This window comes from Kribbella soli (assembly GCF_004331345.1).
GTDB classification, from domain to species: Bacteria; Actinomycetota; Actinomycetes; order Propionibacteriales; family Kribbellaceae; genus Kribbella; species Kribbella soli.
Genome location: NZ_SJJZ01000002.1, coordinates 155,905 through 180,646, shown reverse-complemented (window position 1 = coordinate 180,646; position 24,742 = coordinate 155,905). Strand labels below are relative to the sequence as shown.

Here is a 24,742-nt window from a genome sequence, read left to right as displayed (position 1 = left end):
GCGGCTTCACCGGGACTGTCGGTGGGTTGAGTGACACTTGGAGCATGTTGCTCACCGAGGTGGTCGAGACGTCGGCCGCGCTGGCCGGGACCCGGTCGCGGCTGAAGAAGGCCGAGTTCATCGCCGGCTTGCTGTCGAAGGCCACCGAGCCGGCCGAGATCGAGATCGTCGTGACGTACCTGTCGGGCGAGCTGCGGCAGCGCCGCACCGGGGTGGGCTGGCGGACTCTGATGGACGCGCCGGATCCGGCCGCCGAGCCGACGGTGACGGTCGAGGAGGTCGACGCCACGTTCGCGGAGCTGGCGGAGATGTCTGGAACCGGCGTGCAGGCTCGCCGACGGGCGACCGTGGACGGGCTGTTCGGGCGGGCGACAGCGGACGAGCAGCAGTTCCTGCGGCTGCTCGTCGGTGGAGAGCTGCGCCAGGGTGCGCTCGACGGTGTGATGGCGGATGCGGTCGCGCGGGCGACGGGCATTCCGCTGGACAAGATCCGTGCGGCGGCGATGTTGCGCGGGGCGGCTGCTCCGGTCGCAGTCGCCGTACTGACCGAGGGCGAGGCGGGGCTCGCGCAGTTCGGGCTCGAGGTCGGCCGCGGAGTGCAGCCGATGCTCGCGCAGTCGGCGACCAGTGTCGCGGAGGCGTTGGAGAAGACCGGTACGCCGGCCGCGCTTGAGTGGAAGCTCGACGGCATCCGGATCCAGGCACACCGCGACGGCGACAAGGTCGTCGTCTACACGCGGACGCTGGACGACATCACCACGCGGGTTCCTGAGGTGGTGACCGCCGTACTCGCGCTCGATGCACCTCAGGTCGTACTCGACGGCGAGCTCATCGCGTTGCGGGCCGACGGGCGACCCGAGCCGTTCCAGGTGACCGGGTCACGCACCGCGACCCGGGCTGCGACAGGGCCGGAGTCGGTGCCGCTGACGCCGTACTTCTTCGACATCCTGCATCAGGACGGCGAGGATCTGCTCGGGCTCGACGGGGCCACGCGACAGGAGTGGCTGGCGAAGCTGGTGCCTGAGGAGCGGCGGGTGCCGCGGCTCGTCACCGATGACGCGGACGCCGGTCAGGCGTTCTTCGCGGAGGCGGTGCGCCGCGGGCACGAGGGTGTGGTGGTGAAGTCGCTGACCGTGCCGTACGAGGCCGGCCGCCGCGGTTCGGGATGGGTCAAGGTCAAGCAGACGCACACGCTCGACTTGCTCGTGCTGGCAGCGGAGTGGGGTCACGGGCGACGGACGGGCTGGTTGTCGAACCTGCATCTGGGCGCGCGGGACGAGGAGACCGGCGAGTTCGTGATGCTCGGGAAGACGTTCAAGGGCCTGACGGACGAGCTGCTGCGGTGGCAGACGGAGCGGTTCCAGGAGCTCGCCGTACGACGGGACGACTGGGCCGTCTATCTCCGGCCGGAGGTGGTGGTGGAGATCGCGTTCGACGGCGTACAGACCTCGCCGCGGTATCCGGCCGGGATGGCGCTGCGGTTCGCCCGGGTGATCCGGTATCGCGAGGACAAGCGGCCTGCCGACGTTGATACCGTGCAGACGGTGCGCGAGATTCACCTCGGACCCGGTACTGCAGAAGAGAGTGTGGGCGATGAGTGAAGACCCGGATGTCGTGTCGCGGCGGATCGCGAGCGAGTCACTCGAACGGGACGACCCGACCGGCTGGTTCGAGAACCTGTACGCCGCAGCTGCCGAGGGATCCGCGGTCGTCCCGTGGGACCGCGGTACGGCGCACCAGTTGCTGGCCGAGTGGGTCCAGGAGTCCGTGCCTGACGGTGCGGACAAGACGGCGCTGATCGTCGGCGCAGGCACCGGGTGGGACGCCGAGCTGATCGCCGACCGCGGGTACGACACAACCGCGTTCGACATCTCCCCCAGCGCGATCGAGACCGCGCACCGCAATCACCCGGACTCGAAGGCGCACTATCGCGTCGCCGATCTGCTCGCGCCGCCGCCCGACTGGCACCACGCGTTCGATCTCGTGGTGGAGATCTACACCGTGCAGGCGCTCCCGATCGCGCTACAGCCCGAGGCTGTCAAGCACGTCGCGGAGTTCGTGGCCCCCGGCGGCACCCTGCTGGTCATCGCCGCCGCCCGGCCGGACGACCAGCCCGACGAGGACATCCAGGGTCCGCCCTGGCCGCTCACCCGCGCGACCGTCAAGTCGTTCGCCACCGCGGATCTCCGGCTCATCGAACTCAGCCAGTCCCCCAGCCCGGCTGACGCAAACGTCCTCCGGTGGCGGGCCGAGTACCTGCGCGACTGAGAGCTCATGGCCGACCTGCCCTCGCTCGTACAGCGAGCCCAGGACGCGGCCATTGCTGTGCGGATGCCGCTACGGCGGGAAGGAACCGGACCGTCCTGTTGCCTGCCTGCCGTCGGCCGATTTCTGGCCGTGCTGGCGGCTGGGTGCAGCGGCGGACTGATCGGCGAGGCGGGAACTGGCGTCGGCTACGGAGCGGCGTGGATGGCGTCGGCGATGCCGGTCGACCGCCGTTTGGTGACGGTCGAGCTGGACGACAAGCGGGTCGTTGCGGCTCGGGGCGTTTTCGCGGACGAGCCGCGAGTCGAGGTCGTGCACGGGGACTCGTTCCACGAGTTGGCGCGGCGGGCGCCGTTCGATCTGCTCTTCGCGGACGGCGGCAATCAGCCCGCCGGGATCGTCGACCTGCTGCGGATCGGCGGCCGGCTGGTGAACGACGACGTGACGCCAGTGGACGCGCTGCCGGCCGATTCGCCGTACCGGGAACACGATCCGAAGCGGCAGTTCTTCTTCGGCGATCCGAGGCTGGTAGCGGCCGAAGTGGTCCTGCCGGACCTCCAGAACTCACTGCTCGTGGGCACCAGAGTGAGCTGAGATTGCATGGGAACATCTGTTCGATAATGATGTAGACTCGCTTTATGGCGGGGCGAGGTGTGGTGGGGCCGACGGCGTTGCGGATGATGCTCGGGAGTCATCTGCGGGAGCTGCGTGAGCGCGCCGGCGTCACTCGCACCGATGCCGGCTGGGCGATCCGCTCCTCGGAGTCGAAGATCAGCCGTCTCGAGCTCGGCCGGGTCGGGTTCAAGGAGCGCGACGTGTCCGACCTGCTGACGTTGTACGGCGTGCAGGACGCCCGCGAGCGCGATCGGCTGCTGCAGCTCGCCCGCGAGGCCAACGACCCGGGCTGGTGGCATCGGTACGGCGACGTCACGCCCGAGTGGTTCGACTCGTATCTCGGGCTCGAAGCGACCGCCGAACTGATCCGGACGTACGAGATCCAGTTCGTGCCCGGCCTCCTGCAGACCGCGGACTACGCGCGCGCCGTCGCGCAACTCACGCCCGGCGGAGCCCGGACCGACAGCGAGATCGAGCGAGTCGTCGCACTGCGCACCCGACGGCAACGGGTGCTGGACCGCGAGCCGCCGCTCAAACTTTGGGCAGTCATCGAGGAGGCCGTGCTGCACCGGCCGATCGGCGGCACCGACGTACTGCGCAGCCAGCTCGGCGCGCTCCGCGAAGCGGTCACCCGCCCGAACGTGACCGTGCAGATCATCCCCCTCGAAAGCTCCGGCCATGCCGCGACCGGGGGCGCCTTCAGCCTCCTCCGGTTCCCGCAGCGCGACCTGCCCGACATCGTCTATCTGGAACATCTGACCAGCGCGCTCTACCTGGACAAACGCGACGACGTCGAGGCCTACACCCAGGCACTGGACCTACTGGCCTCCACCAGCCCGTCCCCCCAACAAACCGAGCAAGAACTCACCCGCCTACTGGCGCGCCTGCCCTAGAGACGCCCCCCCCCCAGCCCCCGAGCCCCCAGCCCTCCAGCACCGAGCACCGAGCACCGAGCACCCGTGCACCCGTGCACCCAACGCCACTCAGGCGGTCCCCCTCCCCCGCCAACACCAGGGGATATCCCTCGCAGTTGTGCCTTCTCCGTTGGTATACGAGGGGAGAACCCACAACTGCGAGGGATATCCCCTGGGGTGTCGTCGCCACCTCAGGAAGGCGCCGCACCGTGCACCTGAGGCTGCCGGCCGGCGGATTGTGCGACCGGTGGCGGGTTGTAGGACGGCAGCGGTGAAACAACCCGCCATCTGCGCGGAACCGAATGGCTTGGCTCCGACGGGATGTTGACGGGTCAGACCTCGAGCTCTTCTCGGTGGTCGGTGATGGCGAGGTCTGGGTGGTGGAGGTCGAAGGCTGGGGACTCCGAGCGGATTCGGGGCAGCTTCTCGAAGTTGTGGCGGGGTGGTGGGCAGCTGGTCGCCCACTCGAGCGAGCGGCCCCAGCCCCATGGGTCGTCAACCTCTACCCGTGGGGTGCGCCGCGACTTGTAGATGTTGTAGAGGAACGGCAGCGTCGAGATCCCGAGGACGAACGCGCCGACCGTCGACACCTGGTGCAGCACTGTGAAGCCCTCGTTCCCCCGATAGTCGGCGTACCGGCGCGGCATCCCCTCGACGCCGAGCCAGTGCTGCACCAGGAACGTGGTGTGGAAGCCGATGAACAGCAACCAGAAGTGCAGCTTGCCCAGCTTCTCGTCGAGCATCCGCCCGGTGAGCTTGGGCCACCAGAAGTAGAACCCGGCGAACATCGCGAACACCACGGTGCCGAAGACGACGTAGTGGAAGTGCGCCACTACGAAGTACGAGTCGTTCAACTGGTAGTCCAGTGCCGGCGACGCGAGGATGATCCCGGTCAGACCGCCGAACAGGAAGGTCACGAGGAACCCGACCGACCAGAGCATCGGCGTGTCCATCGAGACCGACCCGCCCCAGATCGTGCCGATCCAGTTGAAGAACTTCACCCCCGTCGGCACGGCGATCAGGAAGGTCATGAACGAGAAGAACGGCAGATTCACCCCGCCCGTCACGAACATGTGGTGCGCCCAGACCGCGATCGACAACGCCCCGATCGCGAGGGTCGCCGCGACCAGACCGTAGTACCCGAAGATCGGTTTGCGGCTGAACACGGGCAGGATCTCGGTGATGATGCCGAAGAACGGCAGCGCAATGATGTACACCTCGGGATGCCCGAAGAACCAGAACAGGTGCTGCCAGAGCAGCGCGCCCCCGTTCGCCGCGTCGAACACGTGCGCGCCCAACGTGCGGTCCGCCTCCAGCACCAGCAGCGCCGCCGCCAGGATCGGGAAGGCGATCAGCACCAGGATCGACGTGACCAGGACGTTCCAGCAGAAGATCGGCATCCGGAACATCGTCATACCCGGCGCGCGCATCGTGATGATCGTGGTGATGAAGTTGACGCCGCCGAGGATGGTGCCGAGGCCGGCCATCCACAGACCCATGATCCACAGGTCTCCCCCGATCCCCGGCGATCGCATCCCGCCCGACAACGGCGCGTACGCCGTCCAGCCGAAGTCCGCCGCCCCGCCCGGGGTCAGGAACGCGCTGAGCGTCATCAACCCGCCGAACAGGAACAGCCAGTAGCTGAACATGTTCAGTCGAGGGAACGCCACGTCCGGCGACCCGATCTGCACCGGCATGATGACGTTGGCGAACCCGACGAACAGCGGGGTCGCGAAGAGCAGCAGCATGATCGTGCCGTGCATCGTGAAGAGCTGGTTGTACACCTCTTCGTTCACGATCTGCAGGCCCGGCTCGGCCAGCTCGGCGCGGATCAGCAGCGCCATCACGCCGGCGATCAGGAAGAACGCGAACGACGTGACGAGGTACAACTGGCCGATCACCTTGTGGTCGGTCGTCGACAACAGCCGGCCGATCACCTGCCCCAGCGGCCGCCGCCCCACTTCGGCAGCGGTCGAGGTGCGCTCGGTGACGCCGGCATGCCCACTGACACTGGCCATGCGCTCCTCCGTATTACCGCATCCCTTCGATTAGACACCTATGGATCGTCATCAGCTAGTTCTGAGGACCGGCCGCGATCATGGCGCGTACGTCGGCCAGTCGCAGCGTCGCGGGGTCGACGTCCATCAGGCACCACGTCGCCCCGGCCTCGGCGTACGGGCGTGGATCGACCGACGGCTCCAGGGCTACCGCGATGTCGTAGTCGTCCAGATTGCCGCGCAGTTCCCGCAGTACGGCGGCAGGCTCGGCCACCTGGTCCGGTGACGTGAGGTTGACCGGGAAGAAGCCGTCGTACCGCGCCGCCCGCCGGACCGGCTTCGCGTTGCCCGGGAACCCGGCGAGCCACACGGGCACTCGGCCGGCCACCGGTCGTGGCAGGAACTGGACGTCGTCGACGAGGTAGTGCTTGCCGTGGTGGTTCACCGGCTCCCCCGTCCACCCGGCAGTGAGGATGTCGAGCGTCTCGTCCATCCGCTCGGCGCGCGCCCGGTCGTTGACCTCCTCGCCGGTCTTGGAGTACTCCTGCGCGAACCGGTCGCTGCCCAGCCCGACCCCGAGGATCAGCCGGCCGCCCGAGAGCCGGTCCAGGGTCGTTGTCTCACGCAACAGCTTCGTCGGCCGCCGGCGCGCGATCGGCGAAACCATCGGGCCGATCCGCAGCCGTTCGGTGGCCGTCGCCATCGCGCTCATCGTGATCCACGGGTCTGACACCTCGCGGATCGGTTCGCGCCACCACAGCTGGTCCCAGAGGAAGAACCCGTCCCACCCGGCCTCCTCGGACGCAGCCGCGAGCCGCGTGACCTCGACCGGATCGGACAACTTGTCGAACAGCGGCAGCCAGACGGCGTACTTCATGATTGCTCCCCAGCGTGCGCCGTGTGCTCGATGAGCTCGTCGACAAAGGTCTTCCAGTACGGCGCCGACAGCCCGTGCCCCATGCCCGCTAGCACTGCTAGCCGAGCGCCCGGCACCGCGTCGCGGATTGATTCACCGTGCGGCAACGGAAGCAACGGATCCGCGTCGCCGTGCAGCACGAGAACCGGCATCGTCAGGTCGCCGAATCCACCGTTCCGCGGTCCGTCGAACGTCATCGCGAAGTGGTTCGTCAGCGCGCCCTCGTAGTTCCTCGCCCGCGCCATGTCCGCCCGTACCAGCGCCCGCGCCTCGGTCTCGTCGAAGTTGCCCGCCGCTTCGGCTTCGATCGACCGTACGACGTACTCCTCGACCGCAGCGGCGTCGGCGAAGTCCGGCGTACCCAGCCGTGGCATGTCAGCCGATGGCGGCGGCAGGCCCTCGTCGCCGGTGCTCGTCGACACGAACGTCAGCGAAGCGACTCGCGACGGGTGGTCGACACCAAGTATCAACGCCGTACCGCCGGACATCGACTGCGCCACCACGTGCGCCCGATCGACGCCGAGTGCATCGAGCAGACCGACGGCGTCCAGCGCCAGGTCGCTCATCGCATAGCCCGGTGCACCGGTCGGGAACGACGTCGAGCGGCCGGTGTCGCGCTGGTCGTACCGGATCACGAAGCGGCCGCGCGCGGCCAGCTCGGTGCACAGCCGGGCGTCCCACCAGAGCATGGACGCGCCCCCGCCGTGGATCAGCAGGACCGCGGGCTCGGCGGGGTCGCCGTATGTCTCTGCGCAGATTTCGACGTTGTTGACTGGGTAAGTTGTCATGCTTCGACCGTAGAAGCCCGGCGATCATCGTGAAAAGCGATTGATTCTGATCAAAGCGATCGCCATCGGCGATAGAGTGCTGGCATGTATGAGTTACGGCATCTGGCGACGCTGGCCGCTGTCGCCGACGAGGGGTCGTTCGGCCGCGCCGCGAGCAGGCTCCGGTACACCCAATCGAGCGTCAGCCAGCAGATCGCGATTCTGGAGAAGGCGGCCGGCGGTCCGCTGTTCGACCGGCCGGGTGGGCCCAAGCCTGTCCGGATCACCCCGCTGGGCACCGTCGTCCTGCAGCACGGACGCGACCTGCTGCGTCGCGCCGACGAGATGCGCGACGGCATCGAGCGGTTCCGGGCAGGCGACAGCCGGATCGACATCGGCACGTTCCAGACGGTGTCGAACACACTGCTGCCGCAGGTGATTGGCGGACTCCGCGACGCGCATCCGGGCTGCGACATCCGGCTGTTCGAGGAGGAGACCGACGATCCCGACCTCACCGGGCTCGACCTGATGTTCTTCGACGGCCGCGGCAGTGACGGCATCGAGGACCTCAAACTGCTGGACGACCCGTACTTTCTCGTCGCGCGGCCCGGCGATTTCCCCGCCGGGCAGGTCCCGCTCGAGACGCTCGACGGACTGTCGCTGGTCGCGCATCCGGCGATCTGCCACCAGGCAGTCGTCGAAGACTTCCTGAACGCCCGCGGCATCAGTCCACAGGTCGTGTTCCGCACCGAGGGCAACGAGGCCCTGCTCGCGATGGTTCGCGCCGGCCTCGGCGCAGCACTGATGCCGCGTCTCGCCGTACTCCGGGACGACGAGAGTCTGGCGCTGCATCAGCTCGCGCCAGAACTCCCGCCGCGGGAGATCTTCTTGCTGTGGCAGGCCGGCCGCACGCACTCACCGCTTGCGGCGCACGCGATCGAGCTCGCGCGAAGTGCGGCGGCCACCCTGATTTAGCTAACCGTCAGGACCTTCGACGCAGTCTGCGTGCCCTGGTGGTCGGCGTCCGCAAGCCACACCACGCGGTACGTGTACGTGCCGCGCGCGGTCGGCTTGATGCTGAACGCGTACTTGCCGTTCGTCGTCAGCTTCCCGGTCGTCACGGCTACCCACGACGTACCGGAGCGACGCTGCAGGTACGCCGTCGTACCGGCGTGGGCCGGGTTCAGGTAGCCGTACAGCAGAGTCGATCCGCCGAGCGCGATCGCCGCCGGAGTCAGGTACGCCGACATCGCCGGATGGACCTGAATCAGTGGCGCTGCGCTCCGCGTCCCGAGCACACCGGTGGCACCGTTGTAGCCCCACATGTAGTACGTCGACACCGCCGGCTTCTGCGACGCCTTCGCCACACCATTCGCGTCGGAGGTGAACGTGCCGACCGTCGCCCACTTGCTGCCGTTCTTCGCCTTCGAGTACAGCACCACCGGTACGCCGGCCAGCTTGGCGCCGTCGAGCCGGGTCACGGCCGTCGAAAGCGTCACCGCAGTGGTGTACATGATCGACGCCGCACTCGCCCCGATCGTCGCCTTGGAACCGACCAGACGTACGTCGACGCCCGGTCCGATCTTGCCCTTGCTGTCCTTCACCCACACGCGGTACGCGTAGCTGGCCGAGTTCGCCAGCCCGGTGTGAGTGAACAGGCTCGCCGTGCCGTTGTAGATCGGCGTACCGGACGTCGGCAGCGGCGGCGGTGTCGAACCGGACGCGGCGCGGACCATGATCTGCCCGAGCGTCGTGTTGGCGGGCTTGGTCCAACGCAGCGTGGCGGCCGCGACCCCACCCGACACGGTGAAGCTGCTCACCGGTGGCGGCGGGGCGGTCAGGTTCAGGTAATTCTTGTCGATGTTCAGCGTCACGCCACCGTTGGTCTCAGTCAGGTTGGCGTACTGGTGCACCCGCTGGTGGTTGTTCCAGTAGGTATCCGGGATGTAACGAGTCGACCCGACGGGCGTATAGCCCCAGTGCGCGAACCAGATGTTGTCCGGTCGCGTGTACGCCGTGCTGGTGTACGCGCTGGCCAGATCGACGCCGCCCGAGGAGGCGCTGACGTACGCGCCGCCGAGGTACCCACGCGAGTTCAGTTCCTGGGTCCAGCCACTCAAGTACGAAAGGACGGACGCTTTGCACGCGGCAGTCGACGGATAGCCCTCGATGTCGCTGTAGATCGCGCTCCGCTGCGCGAACCCGAGCGCCTGTGCAGCGGCGACCGCGTTGATCGCGGCGTTCCGGCCCTGCGTGACCGCCGTCGACGGGACGGACGAAATCCGGCTCGCGACCGGGAACCTCGTCGTACACGGTGCCTGCAGGCCGACGTCCAGGAGCAGGAACTGCCACCCCTTCGCGGCATTCGTCGACACCCAGTCAGCGGTCAGGTTCGGCTGGGTGGCACACGTACGCACACCGCCACTGATGTAGATGCCGATGCCCTGGTACGCGGGGCGCCACGCGTCCATCGTGGACTGCGGCGGCGCATCGCACGCGTCGAACCCCTGGCCGGCGAAGTTGCCTGTCGCAACGATCGACGGCGTGACCGCAGCCTGCTGCGCGACGCGCGCCGACGGCGTCTTCGTCACCACGCGGCCGGTCGCGAGTACGTCGTTCGCCGTGGTCTCGTCGCCCGGTGCGTAGTACGCCGTCGCCAGCACGCCCGCGTCCGCGATCTCGCGACGGAGGAGTCCGTCGCGGGACGGCTGCGCCGTCGTCAGCGGCTCCAGGATCAGGCCGGAACTCCGGCCGACGAGGTGCGCCGGGCAGTTGGCCTGCGCCGTGCTGCGGCCCAGGTACACGGCCGGCTGATCGAGCCGCACACAGGCGGTCGGGTTCGCGGCCAGGTCGACCACCGGCCAGCTGGCCGGGACTTTCACTTGGTAACCGCGGTACGAAACGGTCTTGGTCTCTTCAGCAGTGGCCGGTCCGCTTAAAGCGACTCCGGCGACCAGGCCAAGGGCAAGAGCGAGCCCCCCAGGTCTGAACAACCTCACATTGCTCCCCAGTTCATCGTTGGACGGTGCCCCCAAGTGAAGGCGAGCGCCTGCGCTCCTGTCGAAGAGCTTCCGGCACTCGCCTCGATGGCCAGATGCTATCGGCGCAGGAAGTTCAGCCGCCGGGCGGCATGTTTTGGATCGATCAGTCCATAACGTGCTATGCTCGCCGACATGCCGAGACCGAGGACGTTCGACGAGGACCGTGCCCTGGATGCCGCGATGCGGGTGTTCTGGACCTCGGGCTACGAGGCGACCTCGACACAGGACCTCTGCGCGGCGACCGGACTCGGCCGGAGCAGCATCTACAACACCTTCACCAGCAAGCGCGATCTGTTCGACCGCGCACTGCAGCGGTACGTCGACCGCTTCACCACCGCCCAGCTCGAGGTCATCCAGGACGAGACGCTGCCGGTCCGCGAGCGGGTCCGGCGCATCCTGTGGACCGCGGTGGAGCCCGATCCCGGTGAGCCGGCCGGATGCTTCGTGATCAACACGATCGTGGAGCTCGGCCCGAAGGACGCCGAGGTCGTCGGTCGCCTCGATCGCGATCACGAGGTCAAGCTGGCCGCCCTGACGACTGCCATCCAGGCGGCGCAGGCGGCCGGTGAGATCGACCCGGAGCAGGATGCGGCCGGGCTCGCGACGTACGTCTTCACCGTTCTCGGCGGCCTGCGCGTGGCCGCCCGCCGTGGTGCGACCCCCGAGAGTCAGCGGGTCGTCGTCGAGGCAACCCTGCGCAGTTTCTGAATCCCACCACTCCTCGGTTCAGCACGCCGACGTTTTGAACCGATCGATCTAATACTGAGAGGCCCTCATGCCCCGCGCTGTCTATCTGCTCGGCCTGGCGATCTTCGCCCAGGGCACGTCCGAGCTGATGCTCGCCGGTCTGCTCCCCGAGATCGCGACCGATCTGAACGTGTCGATCCCCGCGGCCGGCCTGCTGATCTCCGCGTTCGCCATCGGCATGCTCGTCGGCGCACCGATCCTGGCCGTCACCACGCTGCGCTGGTCCCGGCACGCCGCGATGCTCGCCTTCCTCGCGATCTTCGCGCTCACCCACGTGGCCGGCGCACTCACCTCGTCGTACGGCGTGCTGGTCGCGACCCGCGTCGCGGGCGCCTTCGTGTACGCCGGGTTCTGGGCGGTCGCCTCGGTGACCGCGATCGAGCTGGCCGGACCGGAAGCGCGCGCCAAGGCGATGAGCGTCCTGGCGAGCGGTCTCACCGTGGCCACGATCGTCGGGCTGCCTGCCGGTACGTTGCTCGGCCAGCACCTCGGTTGGCGGTCAGCGTTCTGGGCGGTCGCCGTCCTGTCGGTCCTCGCGATCGGCGGCGTGGTCGCGACGATCCCGCGGGGACGCGCAGAGAGCGCTCCCCGGCTGCGTCTCGAACTCCGCAGCATGGCGAATCCGCAGCTCTGGCTCGCGTACGCGACGACGGCGCTGTCGACCGGCGCGATCCTGGTGATCTTCAGCTACCTCGCTCCCCTGCTCACCGAGACCACCGGTCTGTCCGCGGCCTGGGTGCCGGTGATCCTGGCGCTGTACGGCGTCGGCGCGCTGGCCGGGATCACGATCAGCGGACGCACCGCGGATCAGCGACCGTTCAGCACGCTCGTGATCAGCCTGACCGGAGTGATCGCAGCGGCGATCGTGCTCGCCCTCGCGACCGGCACACCATGGCTCGCCATTCCAGCGATCATCGGCGTCGGGACGTTCGGCTTCGCCACCAATCCGGCGGTGAACTCGCGGGTGTTCAGTGTCGCCGGGTCCGCGCCGACGCTCGCCGCCGCCTTCAACATCTCGGCCTTCAACGTCGGCATCACGGTCGGCCCCTGGCTCGGCGGCCTGGCGCTCGATGCGGGCGCGGGCTATTCCGCGGTCGGCTGGATCGGCGCCGCCCTCGGAGTGCTTGCCTTCGGCACCATTCCACTGGCCGTCCGGGCCGCAGGTCGCGCTACTCAGCCGACGTACGAGAGCGCGAGCTCGATGACGGGCGCGTAGGCCGCGCGACGGGCGTCCGTCCAGGTCGCGGCGCCCGCGGCGAGGTCGTCGGTCGTCATGCGGTAGATCAGCGCGCGCACGAGCATCTGGCCCCACTCGGGCAACTGCGCCCAGCGCGCCGCGAGCTCCGGTTCAGCGCCGTACCAGCACAGTGCATCGGCGACCGCGACAGCCGCCGCCCAGGACGGCGGTCGCCAGTAGACCGGCCAGTCGATGATCGCCGGCGGGAGACCGTCGGCGAACATCACGTTCCCCGGCAGATCACCCTGCACCACCTGCGCCACCAGGTCCACCGGCCGCCACGCGGCGACGAGCGGCCCGACGAGTTCGACGTACGCCGGACTTCCGTCGACCGACTGTTCTCGCCAGGCGACCCGGTCGCCGTCCGCCCACGGATCGTGACGGGTGTCGATGAACTCCGGCCGCGGCAGCCCCGCAACGGCCTCATGGAACGCGGCCGCAGCAGTGAGGACCTCGTCCTGCCGCCGAACGTCCGTCGCACCAACCAGCAACTCACTGGCCTCCCACCCGAACGCGACCCACGCACCGTCCTGGGACCGCACCGGCCGCGGCACCCGGAAGTCCCCGGACTCGGGCAGCGCACTCAGTACCTCGGCGCGCCATGCGGACTCCGCGTCGGCGCGCTTGAGTACGACCGCTCCGGAGCGCCAGGTCTCCCCTTGTCCGCCCGCCAACCGAACCGCAGGCTCAGCCATCCCGAACGCATCCAGCACCTCGTTTGACGGACCATGCATGCCTGCACCCTCTCATCGAGGGCGACCACGGACCGATGCCACCTCGGCTTTCAGATCCGCCCAGAACTCGGGCCCGGCAGCGATCCGGAACCCCAGCCGGTACACCGTCGTGGTCGCCGAGCCCCGCACCCGCAGATGCACCTCCGACCGTCCGGGATGCGCCGCCAGCAGGTCCCGCAACTGGTTCACCGTCCGCGGTACGACGTTGCTCTGCGCCATCTCCAACTCGACGACCCCGACCGTGGCCAGATCAGGAACCGTGACCTCGGAACCGATCAGCCGAGGTACGTCGTCCCGCTTGTCCAACCGCCCCTTCACGAACACCACCGCGTCCTGCTGCAGGCACCCGGACACCAGCTGGTACGTCGCCGGGAAGAACAGGCACTCGACCGACCCGGCAAGATCCTCGATCGTTGCCGTGGCCCACGGATCGCCCTTCTTCGTCACCCGCCGCTGCAACCCGGAGATGATCCCGCCGATCGTCACCACAGCTCCGTCGGACTGGTCCCCCAGCTGGGCGATCCCGACGTCCGCGCGCTCGGTGAGCACACCCTCCAGACCGAAGAGCGGATGGTCCGAGACGTACAGCCCCAGCATCTCCCGCTCGCGCGCCAGCAGCGCCGCCTTGTCCCACTCGTCCGCCGCGAAGCTCACGTCGAGCGTGAACACCGGCGATTCCGACGTACCGAACAGGTCGAACTGTCCCTCGGCCTCCTTCCGCTTCACCGCGACGGCGTTCTCGACCAGCTCCTCGTGCCTCGCGAGCAATCCCTTGCGCGTGTGTCCGACCGTGTCGAAGGCGCCGGCCTGGATCAGCGACTCGATCGCACGCTTGCTGCAGGCAACGGACTCCACCTTCGCGAGGAAGTCCGGGAACGATGCGTACCGCCCGCCCTCGCGGCTGCGGATGATCCCGTCGACGACCGCGGACCCGACGTTCCGTACGGCGGACAGCCCGAAGAGCACCACGTCCTCCCCCTGAGCGGCGAAGTTCGCCAGCGACTCGTTGATGTCGGGCGGCAGCACCTTGATCCCCATCCGCCGGCATTCGTTCAGGTACACCGCGGACTTGTCCTTGTCGTCCTTCACAGACGTCAGCAACGCCGCCATGTACTCGGCCGGATGGTTCGCCTTCAGGTACGCCGTCCAGTACGACACCAGCGCGTACGCCGCGGCATGTGCCTTGTTGTACGCGTACCCGGCGAACGGCACCAGGACGTCCCATACGGCCTGCGTCGCCGCGTCCGAGAATCCGTGCTGCCGGCAACCATCCCGGAACGGGACGAACTCCTGGTCGAGCACCTCCTTCTTCTTCTTGCCCATCGCACGCCGCAACAGGTCCGCCTGACCCAGGCTGTACCCGGCCAGGATCTGCGCCGCCTTCTGCACCTGCTCCTGGTAGACCACCAACCCATAGGTGATCCCGAGCACCTCCCGCAGCGGCTCCTCCAGCTCGGGGTGAATCGGCGTGATCTCCTGCTGCCCGTTCTTCCGGAGCGCATAGTTCGTGTGCGAGTTCATCGCCATCGGACCCGGCCGATACAGCGCGGTCACGGCCGTGATGTCCTCGAACTGGTCCGGCCGCATCAGCCGCAGCAGCGCGCGCATCGCCGTACCGTCGAACTGGAAGACGCCGAGCGTGTCACCGCGGCCCAGCAGCTGGAACGTCCGGGCGTCGTCGAGCGTCAACCGCAGCAGCTCGATCTCGAGGCCCTTGGTCGCCCGCACCATCTTCACCGCGTCGTCGATGACGGTCAGGTTGCGCAGACCGAGGAAGTCCATCTTCAGCAGCCCGAGGGACTCGCAGCTCGGGTAGTCCCACTGCGTGATCGTGACGCCGTCGGAGCGCCGGACCCAGACCGGGACGTGGTCGACGATCGACTCGCTCGACATGATCACGCCGGCCGCGTGTACGCCCATCTGCCGGACGAGGCCCTCGACGCCCTTCGCGGTGTCGATCACGGTGCGGACGTCGGGATCGTTCTCGTACATCGACCGGACCTCGGCGGCCTCGTCGTACCGCGGATGCTTCGGGTCGGTGATCCCGGTCAGATCGATACCCGACCCGCCGACGTCCGCGGGCATCGCCTTGGTGATCCGGTCGCCGGTCGCGTACGGGAGGCCGAGCACGCGGGCCGAGTCCTTGATCGCGTTCTTCGCCTTGATCGTGCCGTACGTGCCGATCATCGCGACCTTGTCGGCGCCGTACTTCTCGGTGACGTAGCGGATCACCTCGACCCGGCGGCGTTCGTCGAAGTCGATGTCGACGTCCGGCATCGAGACCCGCTCCGGGTTCAGGAACCGCTCGAAGATCAGCCCGTGCTCGATCGGGTCCAGGTCGGTGATGCCGAGCGCGTACGACACCAGCGAGCCGGCCGCCGAGCCGCGGCCCGGGCCGACCGCGATGTCGTTGCCCTTGGCCCACATGATGAAGTCCGCGACCACCAGGAAGTAGCCTGGGAACCCCATCTGGATGATGACGTCCATCTCGTACTCGGCCAGCTTCTGGTAGCGCTCGTCCCACCCGTCCGGGTACCGCCGGCGCATCCCCCGCAGCACCTCGTCGCGGAACCACGTCACCTCCGTGAACCCCTCGGGTACGGCGAACCGCGGCATCAGGTCGCGCTTCGTGAACATGCCGGTGGTGTCGATGCGCTCGGCAACCATCAGGGTGTTCCGGCAGCCGTCCTGCCAGGCGTCCGAGGTGTCGACGGCGTACATCTCCGCGGCCGACTTGAGGTAGTAGCCGGACCCGTCGAAGCGGAAGCGGTCCGGGTCGGCCAGGGACTTGCCGGTCTGGATACACAGGAGGGCGTCGTGCGCCTTGGCCTCAGCCGAGTGCGTGTAGTGCGAGTCGTTCGTGACCAGCGGTGGGATGCCGAGCGTGCGCCCGACGTCGAGCAGGCCGTCGCGGACCCGGCGCTCGATCTCGATGCCGTGGTCCATCAGTTCGAGGAAGTAGTTCTCCTTGCCGAAGATGTCCTGGTACTGCGCGGCCGCCTCGACCGCTGCGTCGTACTGGCCGAGTCGCAGCCGCGTCTGCACCTCACCGGATGGGCAACCGGTCGACGCGATCAGTCCGCCGGACCACTGGGCGAGGCTCTCCTTGTCCATCCGCGGCCACTTCTGCAGCCAGCCCTCCTGGTACGCGTCGGAGGACAGCCGGAACAGGTTGTGCAGACCGGTCGCGTCCCGCGCCCAGATCGTCTTGTGCGTGTAGCCACCGGATCCGGAGACGTCGTCGCGTTTCTGGTGCGGCTGGCCCCAGAAGACGCGCTCCTTGGTACGGCGGGACGCGGGGGCGACGTATGCCTCGATGCCGATGATCGGCGTGATGCCGGCCTTCTGCGCCTGATGGAAGAAGTCGTACGCGCCGTGCAGGTTCCCGTGGTCCGAGATCGCGAGATGGGTCATGCCGTGCTCGGCGCAGGCCGCGAACAGGTCCTTCAGCCGCGCGGCGCCGTCGAGCAGCGAGTACTGCGTGTGAACGTGCAGATGTGTGAACGAAGGCACCCGAGCTCCACAACTGTCAGTTGTCTGGAGCCCTCATCCAAGGATCGCTGTGCGCGTGGATCAAACAACCCTGTCACCGTCGCGGACAACGTGCGGTTGTACTGTCTGGTCGCGTGAATCTCGACAGCCTGCGCGCGTTCGTCGCCGTCGCCGAGGAAGGCCAGTTCCGGTACGCCGCCGACCGCCTCCGACTCAGTCAGCAGGCAGTGTCGAAGCGGATCGCGGCGCTGGAGTCCTCGCTCGGCGCGACGCTCTTCGATCGGGTTCCAACCGGTGCGACGCTGACCGCGGCCGGGCGGACGTTCCTGCCGCACGCGCACGCCGTACTGATCGCTGCGCGGCATGCTGTCGAATCGGTGCAGAACGAGGTGCGGCCGCTGCGCGTCGACATCCTCGGGAGCCGGCTGCTGCCCGCCGTACTCACGCTGGACTTCCACCAGGCGCACCCGGAGACCCCGCTCAAGACGCTCGTGCTGCGCGGGCTGGGAGCGGCGCTTCCAGCTCTTCTTGCCGGCGAGATCGACGCGACCTTCGCCTATCACCCCGAGCCGCTGCCGGCTGGGCTCGAGAGCATGGTTGCGTACCTGGAGCCGCACGAGATCATCGTCGGCGCGGGGCACCCACTCGCGAATCGGACGTCGGTGCCCGTGGACGAGCTACGCCGGTACACGTTCTGGATTCCGGGGATCATCGAGGGCAGCGAGTGGGGCGCGTTCTACCAGGAGCTGACGGCTGATTTCGGACTCACGATCGACTCGACCGGTCCGAACTTCGGGTTCGAGGATCTGGTCGGGACGATCGCCGAGTCGAGGTCGCTGATCACGTTCTGGGGTGAACGGACGCGGGAAGCCGGGCCGTGGCCGCGCGGCCTGCGGCGTCTTCAGGTCGTGGACCCGACGCCGGTCTATCCGTGGTCACTGATCTGGCTCAGCTCGAACAAGCACCCAGATCTCACGAAGCTGATCGAGCACGTACGACGACAGCCACAGCCCGCCGGCACCAGCGAACTGTGGCTGCCCCGACGACTCCGCAGCTAACCACACCCCCACCAACTCTTCTTTCTTTCCTTCCTTCAACTCAGCTGCGGGTGTCGAAGCGCGGTTGCCGGCCGGGGGCGCTCTAGGATTTCGCGGTGACTGATCTCGACCTGTTCGGCGACCTCGACACCGGGGCGCTTCCGGAGCGGCAGCAACGCATTCTGGTGGTGATCCGGGACTGGGTGACGCGCCACGGGTACGCGCCGAGCAGCCGGCAGATCGGCGACGCGGTCGGGCTGCGCTCCTCGTCGTCGGTGTCCAAGCACCTGGCCAGCCTGGAGGAGAAAGGGTTCCTCCGTCGGAGCCCGTCGGTCTCCCGGCCGATCGACGTCCGGATGTTCCTCCAGGATTCGGCTGCCGCGACGACGAGTGACGACAACGTTCCGGTTCCGGTGGTCGGCGACATCGCGGCCGGTACGCCGATCTCCGCGGTCGAGCACGTGGACGACGTACTCCAACTCCCCCGCGGACTGACCGGTCGCGGCACAGTGTTCGGCCTGCGCGTCCGCGGCGAGTCGATGATCGACGCCGCGATCTGCGACGGCGACATCGTCGTGGTCCGCCAGCAGTCCGAGGCCCACTCCGGCCAGATCGTCGCCGCGATGCTCGACGACGAAGCAACGGTCAAGGTCTACCGCCGCCGCAACAACCACGTCTACCTAGAACCCCGCAACCCCGACTACGAGGTCATCGACGGCGACCACGCAACAATCCTCGGCGTAGTCGTCTCAGTCCTCCGCAGCGTCTGATCCCGTCGCGCACAGACCAGCCACACCTGCGGGGTTATCCCGCGCTCCTGTCCGATGTGTGGCCGCCTGACGGGGCGGTCCGGGCCAAACCCGAAGAGCGGGGAGACAAAGTTGCATATGGCGACGATTTCTCTCCCCGGCACGACAGCACGAGAGCCGGATATCCGTGCCGGTGTCGGCGGGCTTCAGCCGGTTGGGGTCGGGCGTTTGACGCCGAAGAGTTGGCTGACCACCGGGGTGGATGAGAGGAACCAGGCTAGGAGCGCCGAGATGGCGAAGGCGGTGGGTAGGAGTGCGGCGTACTTGAGCCAGAGGTTGGTGTGCCAGGTGACGATGAAGTAGGCGAGCGCGAGGATTACCGGCTGGTGGATGATGAAGTACGGCATCGCGGCTCGGGCCAGGCGCGGGGGTAGCGGGCGTTGGAGGGCCGGTGCGCGGAGGCCGAAGCCTAGGACGGCGACCAGCCAGCCCCAGACGGCGAGGGTGATGAGCGGCGAGTACCAGACGTACGGCCAGGAATAGCCCGGGTTCGGCCACCAGCCGTCGAGGAAGTCGATGATGCCGGTCACCACACCGAGCACGAATGCGCCGACGCCGAGAATCAGTCCTGGTACGGCGTCCCGTCGTACCGCTGCCAGGAGTCGGGCGTCCGACATCACCAGGTACCCGACGACGAAGAAGTCGAAGAAGAACACGAACTCGCCCCACCCGTGCTCCGGACCGGGCGCGGCGAGCAGCAACAGGTGAATCGGCACGAGCGGTACGGCGAGGAGCAGGATCGACCCGCGCCGCTGACACCGTCGCGCGATCCAGTCAGTTCTACCGCGCAGCAACAGAAACACCGGCAGACCGAGTACGGCGAACTGGATCAGATAGACGAGAAACCACAGGTGGTACGTGTCGCGCAACCACAGCGGCGCATCGCCGGCGAGATCGCTGAAGAACGTCCGCACATCACCGAAGAACGAGGCCGTCGACCGGCCCTTGTGGTGCTCCTCGATGAAGTACTGCAGCGGTGAGAGCAACACGTACGCGACGAAGAACGGAACGAGCAACCTCAAAGAGCGCTCTCTGAGGAACTCGAGCGCGCTCCGCCACCGCAGCGCCAGCCACGCGGCGGAACCCGAGATCATGAAGAAGAACGCCAGCCCCCACAACCCCAGGAACGCGATCGCGACCGAGATCCCCTCACTCGTCTGCGCGTTCTTCACATGCCAGTCGCCGTCGTCGAACGGCCGCAGGGTGTGGAACACGAACACCCCGAACACCGCGATCACACGCAACCAGTCCAGAAACCACAGCCGTTCGCCCCGCCCCTCCACACCCATGGAGCAAGGATGGTGGCTCAGCGGGCCAGGCGCTCGTTGAGCAGTCCGAGCTGTGCCGGATTGGCGGTCAGCTCGGCGGCCCGCTCGTCGGCGTCATGGGCCTCGGCAAGGCGGTCGAGGTCGCGAAGAAGCTGGGCGCGGGTCGCGTGGAACAACGAGTACTGCTGGAGGCCGGCGGCCATCTCGTCGAGCTCCGCGAGGGCGGCCGCAGGTCCGCGTACGTAGGACAGCGCGATGGATCGGTGCAGGCCGGCGACGGATGTCGGCTGCAGCGTGAGGAGCATGTCGTACAGGACGAGGATCTGCGGCCAGTCCGTCTCGGGCCAGGTGGGCGCCTCGCTGTGGCAGGCGGCGATGGCGGCCTGCAGTTGGTACGGGCCGGGTGCGTGGTACCGCCGGGCGGTGCGGGTGAGGAGAGCGGTTGCGTCGGCGATCGCTGCGTGGTCCCACGCCGTACGGTCCTGGTCCTCGAGCAGGATCAGGTCCCCGGCTGGCGTGAAGCGGGCCGCCGTACGGGCTCGATGCAGTCTGATCAGGGCGAGTAGGCCGGCTACCTCGGGTTCGTTGGGCAGGAGTCCGTGGAGCAGTGCAGTCAGCCATTCGGCGTCGTCGACGAGATCGCGCGAGTGCGCGCGTTCCGCCGTACTCGACAGGTAGCCCTCGTTGAACAGCAGGTAGATGACCGTCAGTACTTCGTTCAGGCGCTCGGGGAGCTCGTCGTCGCGCGGGATCCGGTACGGGATGCCGGCATCGGTGATCTTGCGCTTCGCCCGCGTGATCCGCTGCGCGACGGCGGACTCGGATGCCAGGAACGCGGCCGCGATCTGGGCAGTCGTCAGACCGCACACCACCCGGAGCGTCAGCGCCACCTGGGCCTCACGCGCCAACGCCGGGTGGCAGCAGGTGAAGATCAACCTCAGCCGATCGTCCGGCGGCGACTGCTCCGGCGGAGGCAGGAGCGCGAGCTTCAAGCGATAGTTCTGCTGCCGACGCAGTACGTCGAGACCGCGGCGCTTCGCGACTGTGAACAGCCACGCGTCGGGCCGCTCCGGAATACCTTCGACCGGCCAGCGTTTCAGCGCGATCTCGACCGCGTCCTGGACCAGGTCCTCGGCCGCGGAGAAGTCACCGAGCAGCGACACCAGCGCCCCTGCCAACCGCCCCGCGTGGTCGCGCACCACGCGGGCCAATTCGTCCTCGGTACTCACATCTCGGCGACCGGCCGGATCTCGATCACCGGGCAGGCCGGCCAGGTCTTCACCATCCGCAGCGCCTCGTCGAGGTCCTCGACGTCGATCTCGGTGAACCCGGACACGACCTCCTTGCCCTCGATGAACGGCCCGTCGGTGGTCAGTTGCCCGCTGTCCAGCCGGACCGTCGTCGCGGTCTCCCGGCCCTGCAGCTTGCTCCCCCGGTTGGTGATCTTGTCCGCGTGGTCGTCGAACCACTGGTACACCCGCCGGTACGCCTCCTCCTTCTCGGCCGGCGACAGCGCCGCGAACTCCGTCGCGAATTCCTCGGTCTCGATGAACATCAGCACGTACTTCACCCGCATACCTCCTTGATGACAGTCTCGCTCAGGAGACGATCGACCCGGGCCACGATCCGACAGTCTGCGAGGGTGGGTTCATGAGACGTCCGTTGTTCGCCCGGCTGTACACGCGGGTGCGGCCCGCCATGGACGAGCAGGGAGCAGCCGAGCATCGGCGTCGGCTGCTCGCCGGGACGCAGGGCCGGGTGGTGGAGGTCGGAGCGGGCGACGGCGGCAACTTCGCCCACTACCCCACCGACGTCGTCAGCGTTCTCGCCGTCGAGCCCGAGCCCTACCTCCGCGCCCAGGCCCAGCGCCAGGCCGCCGCTGCCCCCGTCCCCGTCGAGGTCGTCGAAGGTACGGCGGACCACCTGCCGGCACCTGATGCGTCAGCCGATGCCGTCGTGGTCTCACTCGTCCTCTGCTCGGTCCCCGACCAGGCAAAAGCCCTTGCCGAGGTGCGACGGGTACTGCGACCCGGCGGCGAACTCAGGTTCTACGAGCACGTCGCAGCCGCCCCCGACCGCACCCTCGCAACCGTCCAACGCATCTCCGACGCGACCCTGTGGCCGCTGTTCGCCGGCGGTTGCCACACCCACCGCGACACCGCCGCCGCCATCACCGCAGCGGGCTTCGACATCGAGGAACTCGACCAGTTCGAGTTCCCGCCCGATCACAAGACCCCGGCCAGCCCGCACATCCTCGGCCGCGCCCGGCTCAGGGCATGAGGTCCATGGCCGCGGTGCCGTTCTGGAAGTTCGTCGGGACGGAGACCTGGTCGTGCACGATCAGCCACTGCCCGTCGATCTTCTGCCAGGCGGAGGTCCAGCGCAGCCAGTAGTCGATCTTGCCGCCAAGCTTCATCACGGCGTTCATGTGGTTCAGCGAGTACACGACCGCGAGATCGCCGTCGACGAGGACGGTCAGGTCGCGGACCTCGTACTCCAGCGGCAGCTCGAAAGCCTCGAAAACGAGCTCCCAGTTCTCCCATTTCGTCTCGGCGCCGAGATGCCGCAGCGGCGGCTGGATGTCGAACGAGACGATGTTCGGGGCGAAGATCGTCCTGACGGCGGCCCGGTCGCCCGTCCGGATAGCGTCGAGCAGGACTTCGATACGTTCCCGGATGTCGACTTCGGATACAGCGTTCTGTGTGGTCATGATCGGTACGACGAGACACCGGCACGAACTGTCAGACCTCACAGTTGAGCGGGCTGTTCCGTCGTACCAGGTATGAACGAGGAGAGGACCGATATGAGCGACCCGGGCCTGAGCGCGATCATGAGCGAGCGGCGGCAGCTGATCAACCTCGCGTACCGGCTGCTGGGGTCGCTGGCCGACGCCGAGGACGTGGTCCAGGAGACGTACGCGCGCTGGTACGCGATGACGCCGGACGAGCAGCAGGCGATCGACAACCCGGCCGCGTGGCTGACCAAGGTCGCGAGCCGGATCTGCCTCGACCTGCTGCGGTCCGCCCGCGCCCGCCGGGAACGGTACGTCGGTGAGTGGATCCCCGAACCGTTGCCGGAAACCACCGAGTGGCACGCCGGATCCACCGACCCGGACGATCCGGCCGACCGGGTGACGCTGGACGAGTCGGTGAACATGGCGTTCCTCGTCGTACTCGACGCGATGACGCCGGCCGAGCGGGTGGCGTTCATCCTGCACGACGTGTTCCGGTACCCGTTCCCGGAGGTCGCCGAGATCGTCGGCCGGACGCCGGCGGCATGCCGTCAACTGGCCTCGTCGGCCCGGCGCCGGATCCGGGACGCCGAGCATCCGGCGGCGCCGTCGGCACGACGGGCGGAGCTGGTCCGCGAGTTCAAGGCCGCCTGGGAGGCGACCGACATCGCTGCTCTCGTCAACCTGCTCGATCCCGAGGTCACCGCGGTCGCCGACGGTGGCGGCATCGTGCGGGCCTCGCTCGCGCCGGTGCACGGCGGCACCGACGTCGCGCAGTACTTCGCCGATCTCCCGGTGTTCAACCTCGGCCGTACCCTCATCGAGCGCATGGTCAACGGGCAGCCCGGGCTCGTGATCGAGTTCGAAGGTGACGTCGAGACTGTCATCGCGTTCGACGTGGACGGCGATCGCATCACGAACATCTGGGCGATCAGGAACCCGGAGAAGCTGCAGCCCTGGAAGAGCTGACCAGCGTCGTCACGGTCTCCTGGGCGCAGGCCTTGTTCACTCCGATCCCGCCGCGAGCGCCGCGTTTGATCCAGCCCGCCACGTAGTGACCCGGCCGGCCGACGACGGCGCCGCGGACGTTCGGGACGATCCCGCGGTCCGCGTCGAACGGCAGGCCGTCGATGGCCTGCCCCTCGAACCCGATCGCGGTGAACAGGTTGCCTGCCGCAATCGTCTCGCCGGTGCCGAGCGTCAGCCCGTCGGACGTCCAGCTCGTCGGGCGGGCATGGTACCGGAGCTCGACCCGGTCGCCGGCCGCGGCGAGCAACTCCTGCAACGCCGTTTCCGTGTACGCCGCCGTTTCGGGTCCGCGCCTGCCCAGCAGCACGACTTCCTTGATCCCGCTGGCCGCGAGCGTACGACGTACCTCCGGGGACACGTCCATCGACCGCAGTCGTTCCTCGTCGCTCAGCAGGAGCCGTGCGAGGTCGATCGCGACGTTCCCGTTCCCGATCACGGCGGCCCGCGGTCCGGTCAACTCGACCGGCAGCGACGCACCGGGCCGCCCGTTGCACCAGGCAACGAAGTCTTCCGCGGTGCAGGCCGCCTCCTCGCCGGTGATCCCGAGTCGTCGGCTGCGGCGCGCCCCGACCGCGTGGATCACCGCGTCGTACCCGCTGCTCATCGCGGCAGCGTCGGTGCCCGGCAGCCAGCGCACCCGGGAGTGCCCGATGATCCGCTCGAACGTGTCGATGATCTGCTTGGTCCGCGGGTGATCCGGTGCGACGCCGAACCGCACCAGGCCGCCGATCCGGTCGCTCCGGTCCACCAGCGTCACCTCAGCCGTTGTCCGCAGCAACAACTCGCGCGTCGCGTACATCCCGGCCGGCCCAGCGCCGACGACCAGCACCCGTCGCGGACCGTCGCCCCAGACCTGGTACGACGGCGGCTCCCAGCTGTCCAGGTCCGTCGCCTCGAGCGGCTCCTGCTCCGCGAAGTACGCTGCGTTCCGCTCGACATCCTCAGGCGCCGCCTGATCGGCCGGTTGCGCCGCGTCGACCGGACAGATGTCGGCGCACGCCCCGCAGTCGATGCAGGTCCGCGGATCGATGAACAGACTCACGCCGGCACCGAACCCGGGCTCGCCGGGCGACGGGTGGATGCTGTTCATCGGGCAGACCGCGACGCAGCTCGCGTCCGAGCAGCACTCCCCCGAGATCGCGT

The 24,742-nt window shown here is 68.2% G+C and carries 22 protein-coding genes; 11 read left to right on the top strand and 11 right to left on the bottom strand.

Going from position 1 to position 24,742, the window contains the following annotated elements; translation table 11 throughout:
- Positions 1–44: 44 nt before the first annotated feature.
- The 4 genes from E0H45_RS15015 to E0H45_RS15000 are packed head-to-tail and all read left to right on the top strand — an operon-like array spanning position 45 to position 3,773.
- Entirely contained in the window at positions 45–1,601 is a 1,557-nt protein-coding gene (locus E0H45_RS15015; RefSeq protein ID WP_131337956.1) for an ATP-dependent DNA ligase, read from the top strand.
- Positions 1,594–2,268 carry a class I SAM-dependent methyltransferase gene (locus E0H45_RS15010; protein WP_131337955.1) on the top strand — a complete coding sequence of 225 codons (675 nt, stop codon included), beginning with the start codon at positions 1,594–1,596 and terminating at the stop codon, positions 2,266–2,268. Before E0H45_RS15015 ends, E0H45_RS15010 begins: the two co-directional genes overlap by 8 nt.
- A gap of 6 nt (positions 2,269–2,274) precedes the next feature.
- Positions 2,275–2,859 carry an O-methyltransferase gene (locus E0H45_RS15005; RefSeq protein ID WP_131337954.1) on the top strand — a complete coding sequence of 195 codons (585 nt, stop codon included), beginning with the start codon at positions 2,275–2,277 and terminating at the stop codon, positions 2,857–2,859.
- A 44-nt stretch (positions 2,860–2,903) separates the two neighbouring features.
- Positions 2,904–3,773, top strand: a complete 870-nt coding sequence (locus E0H45_RS15000) for a helix-turn-helix domain-containing protein (RefSeq protein WP_238155016.1) — start codon at positions 2,904–2,906, stop codon at positions 3,771–3,773.
- A 353-nt stretch (positions 3,774–4,126) separates the two neighbouring features.
- Here the strand turns inward: E0H45_RS15000 and ctaD are convergent, their stop codons facing one another.
- From ctaD to E0H45_RS14985, 3 genes are read right to left on the bottom strand one after another with little or no spacing between them, the layout of a single operon-like run.
- Entirely contained in the window at positions 4,127–5,812 is a 1,686-nt protein-coding gene (gene ctaD, locus E0H45_RS14995; RefSeq protein ID WP_131337953.1) for an aa3-type cytochrome oxidase subunit I, read from the bottom strand.
- A 55-nt stretch (positions 5,813–5,867) separates the two neighbouring features.
- Entirely contained in the window at positions 5,868–6,668 is an 801-nt protein-coding gene (locus E0H45_RS14990) for an LLM class flavin-dependent oxidoreductase (protein WP_131337952.1), read from the bottom strand.
- A complete protein-coding gene (locus E0H45_RS14985; RefSeq protein ID WP_131337951.1) occupies positions 6,665–7,495 on the bottom strand; it encodes an alpha/beta fold hydrolase in 831 nt (276 codons plus the stop codon). The genes E0H45_RS14990 and E0H45_RS14985 overlap by 4 nt, the downstream gene beginning before the upstream one ends.
- A gap of 84 nt (positions 7,496–7,579) precedes the next feature.
- On the opposite strand from E0H45_RS14985, the gene E0H45_RS14980 reads away from it, so the two are divergent.
- Entirely contained in the window at positions 7,580–8,449 is an 870-nt protein-coding gene (locus E0H45_RS14980; protein WP_131337950.1) for a LysR family transcriptional regulator, read from the top strand.
- On the opposite strand, the gene E0H45_RS14975 is transcribed toward E0H45_RS14980, so the two are convergent.
- Positions 8,446–10,356 (bottom strand): DUF1906 domain-containing protein, encoded by a 1,911-nt coding sequence (locus E0H45_RS14975; protein WP_131337949.1) that lies wholly within the window; start codon positions 10,354–10,356, stop codon positions 8,446–8,448. The genes E0H45_RS14980 and E0H45_RS14975 overlap by 4 nt on opposite strands.
- Positions 10,357–10,647: 291 nt before the next feature.
- On the opposite strand from E0H45_RS14975, the gene E0H45_RS14970 reads away from it, so the two are divergent.
- Entirely contained in the window at positions 10,648–11,223 is a 576-nt protein-coding gene (locus E0H45_RS14970; protein ID WP_131337948.1) for a TetR/AcrR family transcriptional regulator, read from the top strand.
- A gap of 67 nt (positions 11,224–11,290) precedes the next feature.
- Positions 11,291–12,478, top strand: a complete 1,188-nt coding sequence (locus E0H45_RS14965) for a Cmx/CmrA family chloramphenicol efflux MFS transporter (RefSeq protein ID WP_131337947.1) — start codon at positions 11,291–11,293, stop codon at positions 12,476–12,478.
- Here the strand turns inward: E0H45_RS14965 and E0H45_RS14960 are convergent.
- Entirely contained in the window at positions 12,436–13,233 is a 798-nt protein-coding gene (locus E0H45_RS14960; protein WP_238155015.1) for a TIGR02569 family protein, read from the bottom strand. The two genes, E0H45_RS14965 and E0H45_RS14960, sit on opposite strands and share 43 nt — an antisense overlap.
- A 12-nt stretch (positions 13,234–13,245) precedes the next feature.
- On the bottom strand, positions 13,246–16,746 hold the full coding sequence (gene dnaE / locus E0H45_RS14955) for a DNA polymerase III subunit alpha (protein WP_131337946.1): 3,501 nt from the start codon (positions 16,744–16,746) through the stop codon (positions 13,246–13,248).
- Positions 16,747–16,859: 113 nt separating this feature from the next.
- Here dnaE and E0H45_RS14950 point away from each other — a divergent pair, with 113 nt between their 5' ends.
- Both E0H45_RS14950 and lexA read left to right on the top strand, forming a co-directional pair.
- Positions 16,860–17,783, top strand: a complete 924-nt coding sequence (locus E0H45_RS14950) for a LysR family transcriptional regulator (protein WP_165546478.1) — start codon at positions 16,860–16,862, stop codon at positions 17,781–17,783.
- A gap of 95 nt (positions 17,784–17,878) precedes the next feature.
- Positions 17,879–18,532: a transcriptional repressor LexA gene (gene lexA / locus E0H45_RS14945; protein WP_131337944.1), complete on the top strand. Its 654-nt coding sequence runs from the start codon at positions 17,879–17,881 to the stop codon at positions 18,530–18,532.
- 185 nt (positions 18,533–18,717) lie between these two features.
- On the opposite strand, the gene E0H45_RS14940 is transcribed toward lexA, so the two are convergent.
- Genes E0H45_RS14940 through E0H45_RS14930 form a run of 3 tightly spaced genes read right to left on the bottom strand, consistent with a single transcriptional unit; the run spans position 18,718 to position 21,409 of the window.
- A complete protein-coding gene (locus tag E0H45_RS14940) occupies positions 18,718–19,860 on the bottom strand; it encodes an acyltransferase family protein (RefSeq protein ID WP_131337943.1) in 1,143 nt (380 codons plus the stop codon).
- 17 nt (positions 19,861–19,877) lie between these two features.
- Positions 19,878–21,068: an RNA polymerase sigma factor gene (locus tag E0H45_RS14935; protein WP_131337942.1), complete on the bottom strand. Its 1,191-nt coding sequence runs from the start codon at positions 21,066–21,068 to the stop codon at positions 19,878–19,880.
- Positions 21,065–21,409, bottom strand: a complete 345-nt coding sequence (locus E0H45_RS14930) for a YciI family protein (protein ID WP_131337941.1) — start codon at positions 21,407–21,409, stop codon at positions 21,065–21,067. Before E0H45_RS14930 ends, E0H45_RS14935 begins: the two co-directional genes overlap by 4 nt.
- Before the next feature lie 80 nt (positions 21,410–21,489).
- Between E0H45_RS14930 and E0H45_RS14925 the strand changes: the two genes are divergently transcribed.
- Positions 21,490–22,119, top strand: a complete 630-nt coding sequence (locus tag E0H45_RS14925) for a class I SAM-dependent methyltransferase (protein WP_131337940.1) — start codon at positions 21,490–21,492, stop codon at positions 22,117–22,119.
- Here the strand turns inward: E0H45_RS14925 and E0H45_RS14920 are convergent.
- A complete protein-coding gene (locus tag E0H45_RS14920; protein ID WP_131337939.1) occupies positions 22,109–22,549 on the bottom strand; it encodes a YybH family protein in 441 nt (146 codons plus the stop codon). The two genes, E0H45_RS14925 and E0H45_RS14920, sit on opposite strands and share 11 nt — an antisense overlap.
- A 93-nt stretch (positions 22,550–22,642) precedes the next feature.
- Here E0H45_RS14920 and sigJ point away from each other — a divergent pair, with 93 nt between their 5' ends.
- Complete coding sequence (sigJ, locus tag E0H45_RS14915; protein ID WP_131337938.1) at positions 22,643–23,539, top strand: RNA polymerase sigma factor SigJ; 897 nt, start codon at positions 22,643–22,645, stop codon at positions 23,537–23,539.
- Here sigJ and E0H45_RS14910 read toward each other — a convergent pair.
- The gene (locus E0H45_RS14910; RefSeq protein ID WP_238155167.1) at positions 23,502–24,680 is read right to left on the bottom strand and encodes an FAD-dependent oxidoreductase; all 1,179 of its coding nucleotides are present in this window, start codon (positions 24,678–24,680) and stop codon (positions 23,502–23,504) included. The two genes, sigJ and E0H45_RS14910, sit on opposite strands and share 38 nt — an antisense overlap.
- Positions 24,681–24,742: the final 62 nt, after the last annotated feature.

Excerpts from the sequence above, each read along its gene's own strand:
- E0H45_RS14920 (WP_131337939.1), bottom strand. The coding sequence starts at position 22,549 with ATGACCACACAGAACGCTGTATCCGAAGTCGACATCCGGGAACGTATC.
- E0H45_RS14940 (WP_131337943.1), bottom strand. The coding sequence starts at position 19,860 with ATGGGTGTGGAGGGGCGGGGCGAACGGCTGTGGTTTCTGGACTGGTTG.
- E0H45_RS14980 (WP_131337950.1), top strand. The coding sequence starts at position 7,580 with ATGTATGAGTTACGGCATCTGGCGACGCTGGCCGCTGTCGCCGACGAG.
- sigJ (WP_131337938.1), top strand. The coding sequence starts at position 22,643 with ATGAGCGACCCGGGCCTGAGCGCGATCATGAGCGAGCGGCGGCAGCTG.
- E0H45_RS14990 (WP_131337952.1), bottom strand. The coding sequence starts at position 6,668 with ATGAAGTACGCCGTCTGGCTGCCGCTGTTCGACAAGTTGTCCGATCCG.
- E0H45_RS15015 (WP_131337956.1), top strand. The coding sequence starts at position 45 with ATGTTGCTCACCGAGGTGGTCGAGACGTCGGCCGCGCTGGCCGGGACC.
- ctaD (WP_131337953.1), bottom strand. The coding sequence starts at position 5,812 with ATGGCCAGTGTCAGTGGGCATGCCGGCGTCACCGAGCGCACCTCGACC.
- E0H45_RS15005 (WP_131337954.1), top strand. The coding sequence starts at position 2,275 with ATGGCCGACCTGCCCTCGCTCGTACAGCGAGCCCAGGACGCGGCCATT.
- E0H45_RS14925 (WP_131337940.1), top strand. The coding sequence starts at position 21,490 with ATGAGACGTCCGTTGTTCGCCCGGCTGTACACGCGGGTGCGGCCCGCC.
- E0H45_RS15010 (WP_131337955.1), top strand. The coding sequence starts at position 1,594 with ATGAGTGAAGACCCGGATGTCGTGTCGCGGCGGATCGCGAGCGAGTCA.
- E0H45_RS15000 (WP_238155016.1), top strand. The coding sequence starts at position 2,904 with ATGGCGGGGCGAGGTGTGGTGGGGCCGACGGCGTTGCGGATGATGCTC.
- E0H45_RS14985 (WP_131337951.1), bottom strand. The coding sequence starts at position 7,495 with ATGACAACTTACCCAGTCAACAACGTCGAAATCTGCGCAGAGACATAC.
- E0H45_RS14965 (WP_131337947.1), top strand. The coding sequence starts at position 11,291 with ATGCCCCGCGCTGTCTATCTGCTCGGCCTGGCGATCTTCGCCCAGGGC.
- E0H45_RS14970 (WP_131337948.1), top strand. The coding sequence starts at position 10,648 with ATGCCGAGACCGAGGACGTTCGACGAGGACCGTGCCCTGGATGCCGCG.
- E0H45_RS14960 (WP_238155015.1), bottom strand. The coding sequence starts at position 13,233 with ATGCATGGTCCGTCAAACGAGGTGCTGGATGCGTTCGGGATGGCTGAG.